A 16,408-nucleotide genomic window follows, 5' to 3' on the forward strand; every position below is an offset into this window, starting at 1 on the left:
GGGTCTACTCGCCGGCTCCGGGGACGCGCGTGCGGAGCTTGACCAGGTGTCGCAGGGTAGCGATCACCACATCGAGACCGGGACCGCTGGAGGTCACGTCGTCCGGCGGGGCCTGTCGCGCCGGGGTTTCCAGGAACGGCTTCACCAGTCGGTGGTGGTGGAAGGCGTAGGCGGCGCCGTGCGCTCGGCAGACGGACCGGAACAGCTCGGCGTTGGCCTGTGCGTGCGGGGCGTTCCGGAACCGTTGTGGCAGCGGTTCGGCGGTGACGGCCGCTCTCAGGCGCGGCTGGTCCTCCGGGGTCACGTAGGGGTACTTCTCGACCAGCACGTGTTGGTAGAACGGGTCGTCGGCGCGGGCCAGGCCCAGGGTCAGGTCGATCTCGTTGATCGCCGCGAAGTCGCCCGCGTTCGCGCCCCGGTACTCCAGCGCGCCCACCCGGTAGGGCTTGAAGTACGGGCGGATGTTGTGCAAAAACCGGTCTGCGTCGAGGGTTTCGGCCAGGGTCCGGTTGATTCGCAGAACGTCGTCCAGGGCGGCGCGGGCCTCGGTCAGCAGGACGGTCGTCTGCGGCGTGGACACATTCGTGATGTGTCGCAACGCTTCCGCTGCTCGGCGGTAGGCCACGACGCCCGCGGTGTTGCTGCGTACGAAGACGTGCTCGTCGTGCAGCGAGGTGAAGGCGCGGAAGCCGTAGACGCTCTGGTGCGCGAAGACGTATCGCGGGGCGACGCCGAGCGAGAAGCCTAGACGTACCGCCAACGTCCACGCATCCGTCAACGTAACTGAATCGCCGATCCCGTGTCGGCGACATGCCGCCAGATACATGCCGACCGCGCCCAGCAGCTCGTAGCGGCCCGTCTTCGGTACCTCGATCGGTGAGATGAGCTTCGCGCCGCGCAGGAGTTCCTGTCCGGACGCTTTCGAGCCCCGGCCGGTTGCGCGGTAGGACTCCTCCAGCTCGGTGTTCAGCTCTACGAACTCGCGGCCGAGCCATGCCTCGAACTGCTCCGTTGGGTTCATGGCACCATGCTCCGGCGGGCATTGGTCCGGTTTCCAGTACCACGGAGTGAGGAGTCAAGTGGACCATTCGGGGGCCGACTTCCTCCAGCTCCGACCGGCGGCGGCTCCGGCGAAGGGGTTGACAAGCTGGTTGACCGACGCGGTGCGCACGGCGATCTCGGACGGGCGGTTGGGTGCGGGCGCGCGGCTGCCGGCCACCCGGCTGTTGGCGGACGAGCTGGGCGTGTCACGCGGAGTCGTGGTCGAGGCGTACCGGCGGCTGGCCGACGAAGGCCTGGTCAGCGCCCGAACCGGTGTCGGCACCGTCGTCACGCCGCCTGGACCTGCGGGCAGAGCGGCGGCCGGACTTGCGACGCCGGCGGTCGACGCTGTCGGGCCGCTGTTGCCGCTGGCGAGGTCGGCCGAGCTGGACCTGTCCCCCGGCGTGCCGGACCTGGCGGCGTTCCCGCGGGCGGCCTGGTTGCGGGCGGAGCGGGCCGTGCTCACCCGGACCGGCGCGGCCGACCTCGGGTACGGCGATCCCCGTGGGCTGCCGTGGCTGCGTGCGGAGTTGGCCGCCCGGCTGGCGCGGGTGCGTGGAGTCCGTGCCGATCCCGATGACATCATCGTCGTCGCCGGGGTGGCGCAGTCGCTGGCGTTGCTCGCGCACCTGCTCCACCGGCGCGGCACCGTGGCCATCGCGGTCGAGGAACCCGGTTCCCGGGGTGCGCGCGACGAACTCGTCCACTGGGGGCTCACCCCGACACCTGTCCCGGTGGACGGACTCGGGCTGCGCGTGGACGAACTGGCCCGCACCGGGCTCGACACCGTGCTGCTCACGCCCGCGCACCAGTTCCCGACCGGCGTCGTGATGGCGCCGCGACGACGCCGCGAACTACTGGACTGGGCGGCCGACGGACTGGTGATCGAGGACGACTACGACGCCGAGTACCGCTACGACCGCGCGCCCGTGCCCGCCATCCAGGCCTCCGCACCCGACCGCGTGGCCTACACCGGGAGCGTGTCCAAGACCCTCGCGCCCGGTATGCGGTTGGGCTGGCTCATCCCGCCGCGCGACCTGCACGCGGACCTGGTCGCCGCCAAGCACGCCAGCGACCTGGGCAGTCCCGCGCTCCCGCAACTGGTGCTCGCGCAGCTCATCGCGTCCGGCGAACTGGACCGCCACATCCGCCTGGTCCGCACCCGCCACCGCGCCCGCCGGGACGCCCTGCTCGCCGGACTGGCGCGGCACCTGCCGGCCGTCGAGGTCCAGGGCGCGGCGGCCGGGCTGCACCTGCTGATCACGTTCGCCGACGACCTCGACGACACCGACCTGGCCGACCGCATCCGGGCAGCGGGCGTGCGCGTCCACCCGCTGTCCTGGCACCGGCAGCGGCCGGGCCCGCCCGGACTCGTGCTCGGCTACGCCGCGCACTCCCCCGGCCAACTCCACGAAGCCGCCCGGCGGATCGGCGAGGTCGTCCGGCGGTGACCGGCCAGACCCAGCGGCTCGAACCACCGCAGCACGAACCCGACCGCTCAGGCCCGGCGGCTCGGGCCCGGCGGCTCGGGCCCAGCGGCTCAGGCCCGGCGGCTCGGGCCCAGCGGCTCGGGCCCAGCGGCTCGGGCCCAGCGGCTCGAACCACGGCGATGGCCCGTCAGCCCGGCAGCTCGAAGCCCGGTGGCATGAGCATCGGACGTCCGGCCAGCGAACCGCCGTCCACCACCACCGACGCGCCGGTCATGAAGGAGAACTCGTCGCCGGACAACGCCACCACCGCCGCCGCGATCTCGGCCGGATCGGCCATGCGGTGCAGGGCCGAGATGTTCAACGGGCCCCACGCCGCCTTGAAGCGCTGCCAGTCGGCGTCCGGGATGCCGGGCGGGCGGACCAGCGCCGTGTCCGTCGTGCCGGGTTGGATCGCGACCACCCGGATGCCCTTCGTCCCGTACTCCAGGGCCGCCGAGCGGACGATGCCCTGCACCGCCCGCTTGCTCGACCCGTAGGCGGAATTGCCCGGCCGGGCCTGGTCCGCGCCGGCCGACGAAGTGCAGAGGATCACACCCCGGCCCGCCTTCAGCATGTGCGGCACCTCGTGCTTGATCGCCAGGAACACGCCTCGCACGTTGGTCGCGTGCAGGTCGTCCCACGCCGCTACGTCCATCTCGTGCACGGGGGTGTTGCGGAACTCGACGCCGGCGTTGTTGAACGCGATGTCCAGCCCTCCGTAGCGGTGGACGGCGGCGTCGACGAACTGCCGCACCTGCTCCGGCACCCGCACGTCGGCCTGGAGGTACGTCGCCTCACCGCCGGACCGCCGGATCTCCGCCTCCACCTGCTTGCCCAGGTGCGCCCGCCGTCCGCAGAACGCCACCCTCGCACCACCCGCGGCGAACAGCCGGGCGGTCGCCGCGCCGATGCCCGACGTCGCCCCGGTGATGACCACCACCTTGCCCCGCAACGGCTTCCCCCGTGCCTCGGCAACGCCCGGCGTGACCGCGAGAGCGGACATCCCGGCCACCGCCGCGCCCAGCACGGTCCTCCGGCTCGACAGGTGCATGTCGGTTCCCCCTTCGACGTTGGTGACCCGACCTTGCCCGTGGACGCCCCGGCGGCGGCTCGGGCAACAGGCCGCACCCGACCGGACCGGAGTAGGACCCCGCCTCCTGCCGAAGGAGGAGGAGCCGGGTGCGCGTGGTCCGTAGAGTCACGGTCGTGGGGTGGTACGTGCGGCTGCTGGTCGTGCCCGCCGGGGTGGGGTCCGTGCTCGTCTACAGCGGGCCTTCGCCGCAGGTGGGCGACTGGGTGGTGATGGGGGTGGCAGCGGCGTTGACGCTGGCCGGCGGGACGGCGCCGACGACGGTCGCGGTCGGGCAGTCCGTGCTGCTCGTGGTGGTGGAGCGGTTCACCGAGGCCGGCGCCATGCCGGTGAAGTGGGTGGCCAGCCTCGCGGTGTTCGAGGTGGCGGTGCGGCGGTGGGGGCTGCCCGCCGTGGTCGCCGCCGGGGCGCTGGCGACGGCCTACCTGGCGAAAGCGGACTTCGCCGGCGACCTCACGCCGCTGCTGTTCAAGATCACGGTCGTGGTCGGGGCGCCGCTGCTGCTCGGCGGGTACCAGCGCAACCTGCGCAGGATGGCCGAGCAGGCACGGGCCGCCGCCGACGACGCCGAACGCCGCCGCGAACTGCGCGCCGACGCCGCGCGGCTGGCGGAACGGACCGCGATCGCGCGCGAACTGCACGACGTCGTGGCCCACCACCTCGCCTCGATGGCGCTGCGCGTCGGGGTCGCCCGACACGTGCTGCCCGACGTGGAGCCGCGGGTGCGCGAGGTCTTGGACGACGTCCACGGCAACACCACCACGGCGCTGGCGGACCTGCGTAGGTTCGTCACGACGCTGCGCGACCCGGAGGGCGTCGACCACCTGCCCGTGGACTCGACCGGACTGCCACAGGCGCTCCGCGACCTGGCCGACCGCAGCCGGCGGGCGGGGCTGGACGTGGACCTCGCGCTGTCCGGGGACGTGGCGGCCCTGGACGCGGTCCGCGGGCTGGCCGTGCTGCGGCTGGTGCAGGAAGGGCTGACCAACGTGGCCAAGCACGCCGGTCCCGGCTCCGCGGTGGCGGTCGGCGTCGACTGTGCGGACGGCGTCGCCACCGTCGAGATCGCCGACAACGGCCGAGGTCACGGGGACGGCGCGCCCGGCGTGGGGCTCATCGGGCTCCGGGAGCGCGTCGCACTGGTGGGCGGCGAACTCACCTCCGGCCCCACCGCGCACGGGTGGCGGCTCTCGGCCGTCCTGCCCCGGCGGTCGGTGTGATCCGGGTCCTGCTGGTGGACGACCAGCACCTGGTGCGCGCGGGGCTGCGGATGCTCTGCGAGTCCGCCGCCGACATCGAGGTCGTCGGCGAGGCCAAGAGCGGCCACGAGGCGGTGCGGCTGGTCGCGACGGCCGCGCCCGACGTGGTGCTGATGGACCTGCGGATGCCGGGCCTGGGCGGCGTCGACGCCACCGCGCGCATCCTGCGCGACCGGCCGTCGACCCGCGTGGTGGTGCTGACCACGTTCGATGACGACGACCACCTCATGCCCGCGCTGGCGGCGGGCGCGTGCGGGTTCCTCGCCAAGGACGTCGCGCCCGCCGAACTGCTCGACGCGGTCCGGCGGGCGGCGGGCGGCGACAGCCCGTTCAGCCGGGAGGTGCTGCGCCGGCTCGTCGGTCACGCCGTCCGCGCGCACGCCGAGCCCGCCGACCCCGGCCCGTCCTGGCACTGCACGCCGCGCGAGCGGGAAGTGCTCGACCTGATCGGGGCCGGGCTGTCCAACCTGGACATCGCCGACCGGCTCCACCTCGGCGTGACCACGGTCAAGACCCACGTGGCCAACCTGATGGCCAAGACGTCCAGCGCGAACCGCGTGCAACTCGCCGTCCTCGCCGCCCGCCTGGACCGGGGCGCACGACCGTGACCCGATCGGACGTGCCAGACCGGCGGCGCACGCCGTGATCCGGCCCGTCAGCCCTGCCAGACCAGCGGCGACTTGTCGTAGCCGTCGCCCTTGTCATAGCTCACCGCACCGACCTTCGTCCCCGTCGGAGTCCCCTGCAGAACACAGGTCTCGTACTTCGCGCCCGCCGTGGCGAAGTCGCGCCCGGCGTTCTCCGACTCGCACTTCTCGGTGTCACCACTGATGATCACGCCGGTGCCCTTGCCGTCCGCGCCCAGCGCGCGCAGGCTCAGCGAGCTGTTCGCCAGGTCGGTGCCGCCGACGTTCTCCACGGTCACCCGGATGTAGACCGGCGTGATGTTCCTGGCCTTGTCGCCGAACTTCACCAGGTCGGCGTTCGCGCCTTCCTCGATCGCGGTCACCGTGATGGCGATCGTGCCGGTCTTCTCGGTGCCGTACTTGAACGGCACGACGGCGCGCTCGCCCACCTTGAGCTTGGTGCCGGGCTCGGTCACGTCCCCCGCGGGCTGCGGTGCCGCGGACGTGGAGGCGGACGTGGAGGCCGACGTGGAGGCCGACGTCGGGGTCTCGGCGGGCGTCGTCGCGCCGGGCGTGGCGACCCCGTCCGTCTGGCTGCCGCAGGCCGACAGCAGAAGGGCTGCCGCGCCGGCGGCGGTGAGCAGGGCGCCACGGACGTGCGTCAAGGCGGATCTCCTAAACGAGGGGTTGGTGCCTCGCAAGCTAGCCGCGTCCGCCCGGCCGCACTGTCGGTCGTTCGCACCACAACCCGGTCAGAGGTCGTCGACGCCGATCAGGCCGTCCTGGATCGCGCGGGCCACCAGCGCGGCCTTCGTCGGCGCTTCCCGGCCGATCAAGGCGTACTTGACGCGGATGCGCTCCAGGTGCGAGTTGACCGTGCTGACCGAAATCCCCAGCCGCCGGGCCACGAAGTCCTTGGACTCCGACTGGAACCACTCGACCAGCACCTCGGTCTCCCGCGCCGACAACGCCGGCCGGACCTCCGACCGGTCGCCCGCCAGCGCGCCGGCCAGCGACGGCGGCGTGTACGGGCGGCCCTGCGCCGCTGCCCGCGTGGCCTGCACCAGGTGCTCCGCGCCCTCCGCCTTGGTCAGGTAGCACAACGCGCCCAACTCCAGGCACTGCAACGCGATCTCGTCGTCGGCGCGCATCGAGTACACGACCACCCGACGCCCGGCCTCCACCAGCCGGCGCAGATCCCCCAGCACCGGCGTCGGCCCGCCCAGGTGCAGGTCGAGGATCACGACGTCGGCGTCCGCGCCCTCGTCCAGCCACGCCGCGCGCACGTCCTCACCGTCCGCGACGACCCGGATCGGCGGCTCGCCGGACGACAGCCAGTACGCGACGCCCGCGCGCACGGCAGGGTGGTCGTCCACCACCACCGCGCTCAACTGGTCCGCCATCGGGCCTCCGTCCGGGTCTGCTCACCGTACGTGTCGCACCGCACGTCCACCCGTGCCGACACGGCGTCCACCGGCGCGCCCGTGTCCGCGATCACGGCCACCCGCACCTCGGCGTCGGTGCGCAACAGGCTCACCCGCGCCCGTTCCCGGGCGGCCGACAACGCCGCCGCCACCGGCCCGGTCAGCTCGCGGCGCACCTCCGTCGGCACGGCCACCGCCGCGCCGCTGACCGCCAGCGACACCACCAGCCCCCGCCGTTCGGCCACGTCCACGCACGCCGCGACCTCGTGCACCAGCGGGTCGGGCACCTCGTCGTGCTCGGCGAACAGCCGGCGCAACTGCGTAGCCGCGAACGCGCACCGCCGCCGGGTGTCCTCGGCACGCGGGTCGAGCACACCGTCGGCCAGGTCCGCGAGCAGCGGCAGGGTGGTGCCCAGCCCACCCGCGAACCCCGCCCGCAGGTCCTGCGCCCACTGCTCGGCCACCGCCGCACGGGTCGCGGCCCGTTCCTGCCCGGCGGCCACCTCGGCGGCCTGGCGGGCGTTCCGCAGCAGCACCCGGACCAGCAGCAGCACGCCGAGCTGGAAACTCGTCGCCCCGAGCACCACCGCACCGGCCGCGCCGATCTCGACCCGTCCGGGCGCACCGGCCAGCAGGAACTGCGCGATCCCGCACCCGAAGTGCACGCCCAGCGCGGTCAGCAGCAACGCCACCCGGTCCGCGAGCAGCATCAGCAGATGCCACCCGACCAGCCCGAACGACCAGTGCGCGGCGCCGAAATGCCCACCCGGCGGCAACGCGTCAGTGGCGAGCGCCGACGCGCCCAGCACCGCGACCGCACCGACGGCCACCACCACCCCCGGCACCGGCCGCCGCCGCACGATCCACCCCGCGCACACCAGCGTGACCAACGCCAACACCCCGAACGCGACCCGCGCGCCCACCCCTTGGTCGGGGGACAGCACCGGCGCGACACTCAGCCCGACCTGCAACACCGCGACCACGCCGAGCAGCACCAGCCGGATGCTCGCGAACACCTGACCGGCTTCGGTCCGCAGATCCGTCACGCCGGCCGCCGCACGCGCATCGCCCGCACCGAACTCCACCCGCGAGTCCGTCACGCCGGCCACGCCAACCGCACGGTGGTGCCGCCGGACGCGGAGGTGACCGTCGCGACGCCGCCGACCGCGACCATCCGGTCCACGATGGACCCGCTGATCCCGCGCCGATGCCCGGACACCAGACTCGGCTCGAACCCACGCCCGCGATCGGCCACGGTGACCACCACCCGGTCGTCCCGGGTGCACACCGCCAACTCCGCCCGCCCGGTGCCGGCGTGCCGCAGCACGTTGACCAACGCCTCCCGAACCGCTCTGACCAGGGCCAACGCCACCGAAGCAGGCACCGGGGCAGGCGCTATCCGGGCATCGACGGCCAACGGAACCCGCTCCACGACCGTCCGCAACGAGGCACCGACGTCCACCAAGCTGTCCCGGGGCATGCCGGCCGTGCCGGTCAACACCTCCAGATCCCTCCGGGCGAACTCGGCCACCGCCGCGGCGTCGACCTCCCTGCCCTGCGTGGCCACCACGAGGAACGTCGCCGACGCCGTGTCGTGCAACAACGCCATGTACTCCCGCTCGCGCCGGCGGCGTTCGGCGGCCAACGCCTCGGCCCGCTCCACCTCGGCCCGCCGAACCCGCAACCCGTCGACCCGCGCCGTGGACCGCTGGACCACCCGGAAAGCCAACCGGGCCAGCACGCACTCCAGCACGACCCGCAGCACCACCGCGCCGTCGAATCCGACCGCCCACAACTGCACACCCAGCAGCACGCCGGCGACCGGCACCGCCACCCGAGGCGACCACTCCCACTGGAGCGTGATCACGGTGGTCGTGAGCACGTTGAGCGCCCACCACCGCGCCTCGCCACCCAACGCGCCCTGGGCGGCACCAACCGCCACCACCCGGACCACCGCGAACCCCAGCGCGACGCGGCGGTCCCCGAAGTCGGCGACGGCCCCGACGACCATCAACCCGAGCAGGGCGAACGCGAGCGGCAACCCGTCGGAGGACAGCACCCCGAAACCACTGAGCAACACCACTCCGACGCCGCGGACCGGCCCGGCGAACCGCGCGACGGCGGCGCGGAACTCCGCCTCCACCTGCCCGACCGCCGTCACGGCCAGACCCTAACCCGCCGACCGCCGAGCGCTCCGACGAGACGGCCAGACCCCGACCCGGCCACACCGACGAGACGACCGCGGGCCGCCGACCAGACCGACGAGACGGCCAAGGCGGAACCGCATGAACTCCGTGCTGCCGCACCAGGCATTCACCTAGGCTGCGGGCATGATCAAGGCGCGCCGCTGGATTCCCTTCGCCGTGGGTCTCGTCGCCGTGCTGAGCGCGTGCACCACCCAGGTCGCCGGGTCGCCGACACCGGTACCGAACCCGACCCCCATGACGACCGAGAAGCCCGAGCCCACCGCCGAGAACCTGTTGGGCGACCTGCCGTCACTCGACCCGTGCGGTCACCTCAAAGCCGCCGACCTCACCCGGTTCGGCACCGCCAACCCCGCCCCGCCGGACTCGTTGGACTACTGCCTGTTCTTCCTCACCACCCCGAGCGGCACCAAGCTGGAGGTCCTGGTGGGCACCCTCGACCGGTTGGAGTCCGAGAACGAGCTGCGGGCCGAGTACAAGGACTACCGCGACCTGCGGATCGCCGAGGAGCCGGACGACTCCGGCCGCTGCGCCCGGCGGGTGGTGTTCCCGGAACTGGTGACGCTGAGCGTCACCGTGGACAACTTCACGACGGACAAGGCGACGTCCACCGAGATGTGCGGCATCGCCGACCACGCGGTGCGCGCCGTCGCCGACCGGGCGCTGTCCAAGGACGCGGTGCACCGGACCCTGCCCGTCCAGTCGCTGGGCCGGATCGACCCGTGCACCTCGGTGTCGGCGACGACCGCGGCCCAGGTGCCCGGCCTGACCACGGCGAAGGTCAAGTCCTACCCGGCCGCGCACCAGTGCCGTTGGAGCAAGGACGGCACCGGGAACCCGCCGCGGATGCGCGTCACCTACTCGGTGGGCACCCCGTCGGCCGCCGACGGCAGGAACACCACCGTGGAGGACATCGGCGGACGCCCCACGGCGATCACCAAGTCGAGCGCCTCGTCCCTCGTGCTGTGCGCGGCGGAGACCCCGCACATCCCGTTCGACGGCGGCGCGGGCCTGCGCGAACTGGCGCTCGTGTCGGTCAGCCTGCCCTCGGGCGGTCAGGTCGACGAGGCCTGCGCCGCCGCGAAGGCGGTGGCCACCGAGGTCTGGTCCCGCCTGCCGAAGTAGCCGACGGGTGGTTTCGCCGACCGGCGGGTATCAACTACCCATGAAGGTCGCCGTGCTCGCCGACACCCACGCGCCCCGCCGCTGGAAGACCTGCCCGCCCGCGGTGGCCGAGCACCTCCAGGGCGTCGATCTGATCCTGCACGCCGGTGACGTGTGCGTGGCCTCGGTGCTGGACGAGTTGACCCGGTACGCGCCGGTCGTCGCCGTGTGCGGGAACAACGACGGCCCGGACGTCGTGGCCTGGGGCGCTCCCGAGACCGTCGAACTCGACCTCGACGGCCTGCACGTCGCGATGATCCACGACAGCGGCCAGGCCAAGGGCCGGACGGCCCGGATGCGCCGCCGGTTCCCGACCGCCGACCTGGTCGTGTTCGGCCATTCGCACATCCCGCTGGACGAGACCGGCGACGACCTCCGCGTCTTCAACCCCGGCTCGCCCACCGACCGCCGCCGACAGCCGCGCGGCACGATGGGCCTGCTCGACATCGGGTCGGGCCGGCTGGTCGACGCGCGCATCGTCCCGGTCACGGGGTGAGCGCGGCCCCTCGCCGACCGCGCCCGGGACGCCGCAACGTCGTCCAGCCCGTGGAACGCCCCCGACCCGACGGCCGGTCCCCTGCCACAATCACCAGGCGGAGTGGATCGCGGAGGCTGGAGGAACCCTGTGCCGCTGCCCTCGGAGCCGTTGCGGAAACTGGGCTTCCTCACCATCGGGCTGTTCGACGAGGACGATCCGCGCCGGGGGCACGAGTCGACGCTGGAGATCATCGAGCTGGGTGAGCGGCTGGGGTTCGACAGCGCGTGGGTGCGCCACCGGCACCTCCAGTACGGCATCTCCTCCCCCGTCGCCGTGCTGGCGGCGGCCTCGCAGCGCACCAGCCGCATCGCGCTCGGCACGGCGGTCATCCCGCTGGGCTGGGAGAACCCGCTGCGGCTGGCCGAAGACCTGGCGACGGTCGACATCCTGTCCGGTGGCCGCCTCAACCCCGGCGTCAGCGCCAACCCGCCGATGCACTTCGACCGCGTCCGGCACGCCCTGTACCCGGACACCGCCGACGTCGAGGACTTCGGCCATGAGCGCGTGCGGCGGCTGTTGGACTTCCTGCGCGGCGAGCGGGTCACCGACTTCCGCGGCACGGAAGGCATCGAGGTGTTCTCCGACCGGGTCCAGCCGCACTCGCCGGGCCTGGCCGGCCGCACCTGGTACGGCGGCGGGAGCCTGCGGTCGGCCCGGTGGGCGGGCGAGCAAGGGATGAACTTCCTGGTCAGCAACGTCACCAAGGCGGAGGAGTCGGCGGATTTCACCGCCACCCAGTTGTCCCACATCAGGGCGTTCCGCGCCCACCACCCGGACGGAGACCGCGCCCGTGTCTCACAAGGGCTCGTCGTCATCCCCACCGACAGCGCGTCGCCGGAGCAACGCGCGAAGTACCTGGACTACGCCCGGAAACGGACCCCGCGCACCGCCACACCACAGGGCCCGGCGCGCCTGATGTTCGCCCCGGATCTCGTCGGCACCTCGGCGGAGATCGCCGAACAGCTCTACGCTCACGCGGCCTTCCGCGAGATCCGGGAGGTCGCCTTCGCACTGCCGTTCACCTTCGACCACGACGACTACGTGCAGATCCTCACCGACATCGCCACCCGACTCGGCCCGGCGCTCGGTTGGCAGGCATCCGCCTGAGTGTGCGGCGGGCGTTCGCTGGGAAACCCGTCAGGCATGTCCCACGCACCCGACGCACCCACCCAACTGGCGAAACGGTCCTGGTGGGCCGTGCTCAAGCGCACGGTCAAGGAGTTCAACGACGACAACCTCACCGACTGGGCCGCCGCGCTGACCTACTACGCCATCCTGTCGCTGTTCCCGGGCCTCCTGCTGCTGACGTCGTTGCTGGGGCTGCTCGGACCGGACGCCACGCAGTCCATCAAGGACAGCCTGGACGTGCTGGGGCCGGGCGAGGCCAAGGACCTGATCGTCGGCGGCATCGACAACCTCCAGAAGTCCAGCGCCATCGCCGGGCCGCTGGCGATCATCGGTCTGGTCACCGCGCTCTGGTCGGCGTCGGGCTACGTGGGCGCGTTCATGCGGGCGTCGAACTCGATCTACGACGTGGCGGAGGGCCGCCCGTTCTGGAAGGTGATCCCGCTGCGGCTGGCGCTGACCGTCGGCGTGGTGGTGCTGCTGGCGCTGACCGCGCTGGGCGTCACGCTCACCGGTGGCGTGGCCCGGTGGCTGGGCGACGTGCTGGGGCTGGGCTCGGCGTTCGTCACGGTGTGGGACATCGCGAAGTGGCCGGTGTTGTTCCTGCTGGCCAGCCTCGCGATCGGGCTGCTGTTCTGGGCCTCGCCGAACGTGCGGCAGCCGAGCTGGCTGTGGATCACGCCGGGCGGCCTGCTGGCCGTGCTGGCCTGGGTGGCGGCGTCCACCGGGTTCGCGCTGTACGTGGCCAACGCCGGCTCGTACAACAAGACCTACGGCTCGCTGGCCGGTGTCATCGTCTTCCTGATCTGGCTGTGGATCTCGAACCTGGCGCTGCTGCTCGGCGCGGAGCTGGACGCCGAGCTGGAACGCGGGCGGCGGATGGCGGCCGGGCAGTCGGACGGCACGGACCCCGTCGCCCCGCCGCGCGACACGCGGGCGATGGACTAAGCACCTAGCCAGAAGTTGTGTCGGTAATGCGTCGGGGTTGAGGTCCTGGTGAACGCGAAGGGCCTCGTCGCGGTTGGATTGGGTTACCACACTCAACCGACCACGACGAGGCTACGACCAGTATGCGCCCCGCGCATGTCTTCGCCGACCCGACCCTCGCGCAGCACACCGCCCTGCACCGGCAGTGGCGCGTGGCCGCCCGCATCGTGATGGTCCTGCTGTCCGCGTCCGGGATGAGCGCCCCCGAGATCGCCGAGCTGCTGCACTACGACCCGGTCACGGTGCGCCGCTGGATCGCCCGCCACGCCCGCGACGGCCTGCCGGGCCTCCCCGACCGAGCCCGCGGCGGGCGGCCCCGACTGGGCAGCCCCCGGCTCGGGCAGCGCATCCGCACCCTGCTGACCACCCCCAAAGCCTGGACCACCGCCCGCCTGTGGCGCGCGGCCGGACGCCCGGCGATGAGCCTGCGCACCTTCCACCGACGACTACGCGAACAAGCCCGCTGGTGCCGCCCCCGCCTGATCGCCAAGGGCGACCCCGACCACGACACGACCTGCGCCGACATCCGCGCCCGCATCGCCGCACTGCCACCGGGATCGGTGGTCCTGGCCGAGGACGAGACCCACATCGACCTGCTGCCCAGGGTCCGCGCAACCTGGATGCCCACCGGCCTGCGCCACCGCATCCCCACACCCGGCACCAACCGCCGCCGCACCGTGCACGGCGCGATCGACCTCGCCACCGGCGCCTTCCACCACCACGTCTCGGTGAAGAACGTCTCCGTGGTGTTCTGCTACTTCCTCCAACAGTTGCTCGACGCCCACCCCGACACCCCCGCCGTCGTGGTCGTCTGCGACAACGGCTCCACCCACCACAGCGGCATCACCCGACGGTGGCTCGCGAAACACCCACGCCTCATCTTGATCCAGGGCGCCAGATACAGCCCACACGACAACCCCGTCGAACGCGTCTGGGCCGGCCTCAAACACTGGATCGCCAACACCGCACCCGCCACCATGGCCGACCGCGTCCGACAGACCCACGCCTACTTCCACAACCGCACCCACGACCAGACCCTCACCACCGCCGCACCCTGGATACCCGAGGGTTACGGACAGAACTTCTGGCCAGGTGCTTAGCGCCATTCCCGTCCGGGACGGCGTTGCCCGGCGACGTCCCCGTTCCCCCGGCGTGCGATCCGGATAGGATTCAGCGGTGCCAGAGGGGGGTCCGGTGGACGTGTCGCCAGTGCTGCGCAAGGCCGTGCGGTCCGATGTGCCGCGGATCGGCGCGCTGATGCGCCGGTCGGTGTTGGAGTTGTTCCCGCTGTTCCACGACGAGCGCGAGACGGCCGCCGCCGCGCGGTACCTCACCGAGCCGGACACGGTGCTGATCGACGACGGGACGTACTTCGTCCACGACGTGGGCGGCGAGGTCGTCGCCTGCGGCGGCTGGAGCAAGCGGGACAAGCTGTACACCGGGTCGGGGGCCGCGCCGTCCGACGATCGGCTGCTCGACCCGGCCACCGAACCCGCGCGGGTGCGGGCGATGTTCGTGCGGGGCGACTGGACGCGGCGTGGTCTGGGGCGCGCGATCCTCGCCCGGTGCGAGCAGGCGGCGCGGGCCGAGGGGTTCGGGTCGCTGGTGCTGATGGCCACGTTGCCCGGTGTGCCGCTGTACCGGTCGTTCGGGTTCCGCGAGGTCCGCCGTGCCCGCATGCCGCTGCCCGACGGTGTCACGCTGGACGGCCTGTCGATGGACTACCCGCTGCGCTGATCCGGCACTGTGCGCCTGCTCCCATGGCCGCCGGGGCGGCCGGATCGCCGATACACTACGGACGTAGACGGAATCGCCGCACGCGAGGAGCACGATGCCCAAGGTCATCGACCACGACGAACGTCGCGAGCACATCGTGGACGTGACGTGGGGCCTCATCGTCCGCGGTGGCCTGGAAGCCGCGACCATGCGCGAGATCGCCACCGCGGCGGGTTTCGCCAACGGCGCGCTGAAGCGGTACTTCGCCAGCAAGGACGCGTTGGTGGAGGCCACCTTCGACCGCGCACTGTCCATGATGGACAAACACATCGCCGGCACGATCTCCGACCACTCCGGCCTGGAGGCGTTGCGCGTCATGTGCTACGGCGCGATGCCGCTGGACGCGAAGCGGGTGACCGCCGGCCGGGTGCTGCTGGCGTTCTGGGAGATGTCGCTGTCCAACAAGGGTTTGCACGACCGGTACCTGGAGCACCTGCGGATCTGGCGTGGGCTGCTGCTCGAACACATCCGGCGGGGGCGCGAGGACGGCGACATCCGCACGTCGATGCCGGACGAGCAACTGGTGGACGAGATCGTCCTGATGAACGCGGGCGCCAACGTGATGAGCCTCGTCGGGCCGCGCTACTCGACCAGGAAACTCCAGAAGCAGCACCTGGACTCGTTCTTCGAACGCCTCACCCGGCCATGAGGCCCGCGCGGAGTGGGTCGGCCCGGGGCCGACCCACTCCGCGGCCGGCTCAGAGCGCGCCGGTGAGGAACGCGACCACGTCCCCGTGCGCCACGGGCGAGATCGGCAGATCGGTGTAGAGCCCGTAGAAGCCGTGGATCTGGCCGTCGTACTGCTTGTACGTCGTCGGGACGCCGGCCTTCTCCAGCCGGGCCGCGTACTGCTCCCCCTCCGACCTCAGCACGTCGTACTCCGCCGTCATCACGAGCGCGGGCGGCAGTCCGGTGAGGTCCACCGCACGGGACGGCAGCAGGTAGGGGTCGTTCAGGTCGTCGGGCGACGACGGGTACTGCTCGAAGAAGAACCGCATGCTGTCCGCGGACATCCCGAACCCGTCCGCGCAGTCCACATAGGACTGGAGATCCGCGTCGCCGGGATGCGCCGTCACGGGGCAGATCAGCACCTGGGCGGAGATCTTCGGCCCGCCCCGGTCCCGGCTCAGCATCGAGATCACGGTGGCCAGGTTGCCGCCCGCGCTCTCGCCGCCGACGGCGACCCGGGACGCGTCGATCCCGCGCTCGGCGCCGTTCGCGACCAGCCACGTCAGGACGGCGTAGCAGTCCTCCGGCGCCGCCGGGAACGGGTCCTCGGGAGCCAGCCGGTACTCCACCGAGGCCACCGCGATACCGCCGTCACGGCAGACGCGGCGGTTGGCGACCTCGTTCTCCTCGATGCCGCCGATCGTCCAGCCGCCGCCGTGCATCCAGACGAACAGCGGCACCGGGCCGGTGGTCTCGGGCAGGTAGAGGCGGACGCGCAGGTCGCCCGCCGGTCCGGGCACCGCCAGGTCGGTGACGGACCGGACCTCGGGCAGTTCGTCCGGCAGGACCAGCGTCGAGGCGAACATGGCACGCAGGTCGGCCGGCGTCAGAGGACCCGTGTCGGCAGGTGGGGCGGGGGTGGCGGAGAGCATCTCGGCGACTGCGGGGTCGAGAGGCATCGGGCGGGATCTCCTTGTCAGGGTCGGGGCGCGGTCGGCGGCGGGGCGGCGGCGAGGTCGGACGGCGGGTCGGCGGC

The 16,408-nt window shown here is 72.6% G+C and carries 17 protein-coding genes; 10 read left to right on the forward strand and 7 right to left on the reverse strand.

What is annotated here, in order from left to right; genetic code table 11:
• Window positions 1–4: 4 nt before the first annotated feature.
• On the reverse strand, window positions 5–1,021 hold the full coding sequence (locus ACQPZF_RS22635; protein WP_433260009.1) for a monodechloroaminopyrrolnitrin synthase PrnB family protein: 1,017 nt from the start codon (window positions 1,019–1,021) through the stop codon (window positions 5–7).
• Between the two features lie 58 nt (window positions 1,022–1,079).
• On the opposite strand from ACQPZF_RS22635, the gene ACQPZF_RS22640 reads away from it, so the two are divergent.
• A complete protein-coding gene (locus ACQPZF_RS22640) occupies window positions 1,080–2,492 on the forward strand; it encodes a PLP-dependent aminotransferase family protein (RefSeq protein ID WP_433260010.1) in 1,413 nt (470 codons plus the stop codon).
• 166 nt (window positions 2,493–2,658) lie between these two features.
• Here the strand turns inward: ACQPZF_RS22640 and ACQPZF_RS22645 are convergent, their stop codons facing one another.
• Window positions 2,659–3,561, reverse strand: a complete 903-nt coding sequence (locus tag ACQPZF_RS22645) for an SDR family NAD(P)-dependent oxidoreductase (protein WP_433260011.1) — start codon at window positions 3,559–3,561, stop codon at window positions 2,659–2,661.
• A 155-nt stretch (window positions 3,562–3,716) separates the two neighbouring features.
• On the opposite strand from ACQPZF_RS22645, the gene ACQPZF_RS22650 reads away from it, so the two are divergent.
• A complete protein-coding gene (locus ACQPZF_RS22650) occupies window positions 3,717–4,820 on the forward strand; it encodes a sensor histidine kinase (protein ID WP_433260012.1) in 1,104 nt (367 codons plus the stop codon).
• Window positions 4,817–5,467 carry a response regulator transcription factor gene (locus tag ACQPZF_RS22655; RefSeq protein WP_433260013.1) on the forward strand — a complete coding sequence of 217 codons (651 nt, stop codon included), beginning with the start codon at window positions 4,817–4,819 and terminating at the stop codon, window positions 5,465–5,467. Before ACQPZF_RS22650 ends, ACQPZF_RS22655 begins: the two co-directional genes overlap by 4 nt.
• Before the next feature lie 47 nt (window positions 5,468–5,514).
• Here the strand turns inward: ACQPZF_RS22655 and ACQPZF_RS22660 are convergent, their stop codons facing one another.
• The 4 genes from ACQPZF_RS22660 to ACQPZF_RS22675 form a co-directional block, all read right to left on the reverse strand.
• A complete protein-coding gene (locus ACQPZF_RS22660) occupies window positions 5,515–6,150 on the reverse strand; it encodes a hypothetical protein (RefSeq protein WP_433260014.1) in 636 nt (211 codons plus the stop codon).
• 87 nt (window positions 6,151–6,237) lie between these two features.
• The gene (locus tag ACQPZF_RS22665) at window positions 6,238–6,888 is read right to left on the reverse strand and encodes a response regulator (protein ID WP_433260015.1); all 651 of its coding nucleotides are present in this window, start codon (window positions 6,886–6,888) and stop codon (window positions 6,238–6,240) included.
• Window positions 6,873–8,009, reverse strand: a complete 1,137-nt coding sequence (locus tag ACQPZF_RS22670; RefSeq protein WP_433260016.1) for a hypothetical protein — start codon at window positions 8,007–8,009, stop codon at window positions 6,873–6,875. Before ACQPZF_RS22670 ends, ACQPZF_RS22665 begins: the two co-directional genes overlap by 16 nt.
• Entirely contained in the window at window positions 8,006–9,070 is a 1,065-nt protein-coding gene (locus ACQPZF_RS22675; RefSeq protein WP_433260017.1) for a sensor histidine kinase, read from the reverse strand. The genes ACQPZF_RS22670 and ACQPZF_RS22675 overlap by 4 nt, the downstream gene beginning before the upstream one ends.
• Before the next feature lie 169 nt (window positions 9,071–9,239).
• Between ACQPZF_RS22675 and ACQPZF_RS22680 the strand changes: the two genes are divergently transcribed.
• The 7 genes from ACQPZF_RS22680 to ACQPZF_RS22710 all read left to right on the forward strand — a co-directional run bounded on the left by ACQPZF_RS22680 (window position 9,240) and on the right by ACQPZF_RS22710 (window position 15,352).
• Window positions 9,240–10,238, forward strand: coding sequence for a DUF3558 family protein (locus tag ACQPZF_RS22680; RefSeq protein ID WP_433260018.1), 999 nt, complete (start codon window positions 9,240–9,242; stop codon window positions 10,236–10,238).
• 40 nt (window positions 10,239–10,278) lie between these two features.
• Entirely contained in the window at window positions 10,279–10,773 is a 495-nt protein-coding gene (locus ACQPZF_RS22685; protein WP_433260019.1) for a metallophosphoesterase family protein, read from the forward strand.
• A gap of 129 nt (window positions 10,774–10,902) precedes the next feature.
• Window positions 10,903–11,922, forward strand: coding sequence for an LLM class flavin-dependent oxidoreductase (locus ACQPZF_RS22690; RefSeq protein WP_433260020.1), 1,020 nt, complete (start codon window positions 10,903–10,905; stop codon window positions 11,920–11,922).
• Between the two features lie 36 nt (window positions 11,923–11,958).
• Window positions 11,959–12,888 carry a YihY/virulence factor BrkB family protein gene (locus ACQPZF_RS22695; RefSeq protein WP_433260021.1) on the forward strand — a complete coding sequence of 310 codons (930 nt, stop codon included), beginning with the start codon at window positions 11,959–11,961 and terminating at the stop codon, window positions 12,886–12,888.
• Window positions 12,889–13,010: 122 nt separating this feature from the next.
• Window positions 13,011–14,027 (forward strand): IS630 family transposase, encoded by a 1,017-nt coding sequence (locus ACQPZF_RS22700; protein WP_433260022.1) that lies wholly within the window; start codon window positions 13,011–13,013, stop codon window positions 14,025–14,027.
• A 76-nt stretch (window positions 14,028–14,103) separates the two neighbouring features.
• Window positions 14,104–14,664 carry a GNAT family N-acetyltransferase gene (locus tag ACQPZF_RS22705; protein WP_433260023.1) on the forward strand — a complete coding sequence of 187 codons (561 nt, stop codon included), beginning with the start codon at window positions 14,104–14,106 and terminating at the stop codon, window positions 14,662–14,664.
• 94 nt (window positions 14,665–14,758) lie between these two features.
• Window positions 14,759–15,352, forward strand: coding sequence for a TetR/AcrR family transcriptional regulator (locus ACQPZF_RS22710; RefSeq protein WP_433260024.1), 594 nt, complete (start codon window positions 14,759–14,761; stop codon window positions 15,350–15,352).
• 49 nt (window positions 15,353–15,401) lie between these two features.
• On the opposite strand, the gene ACQPZF_RS22715 is transcribed toward ACQPZF_RS22710, so the two are convergent.
• Complete coding sequence (locus ACQPZF_RS22715; RefSeq protein ID WP_433260025.1) at window positions 15,402–16,331, reverse strand: alpha/beta hydrolase; 930 nt, start codon at window positions 16,329–16,331, stop codon at window positions 15,402–15,404.
• Window positions 16,332–16,408: the final 77 nt, after the last annotated feature.

The sequence above is a fragment of the Actinosynnema sp. CS-041913 genome (genome assembly GCF_050942485.1).
Lineage (GTDB): Bacteria > Actinomycetota > Actinomycetes > Mycobacteriales > Pseudonocardiaceae > Actinosynnema.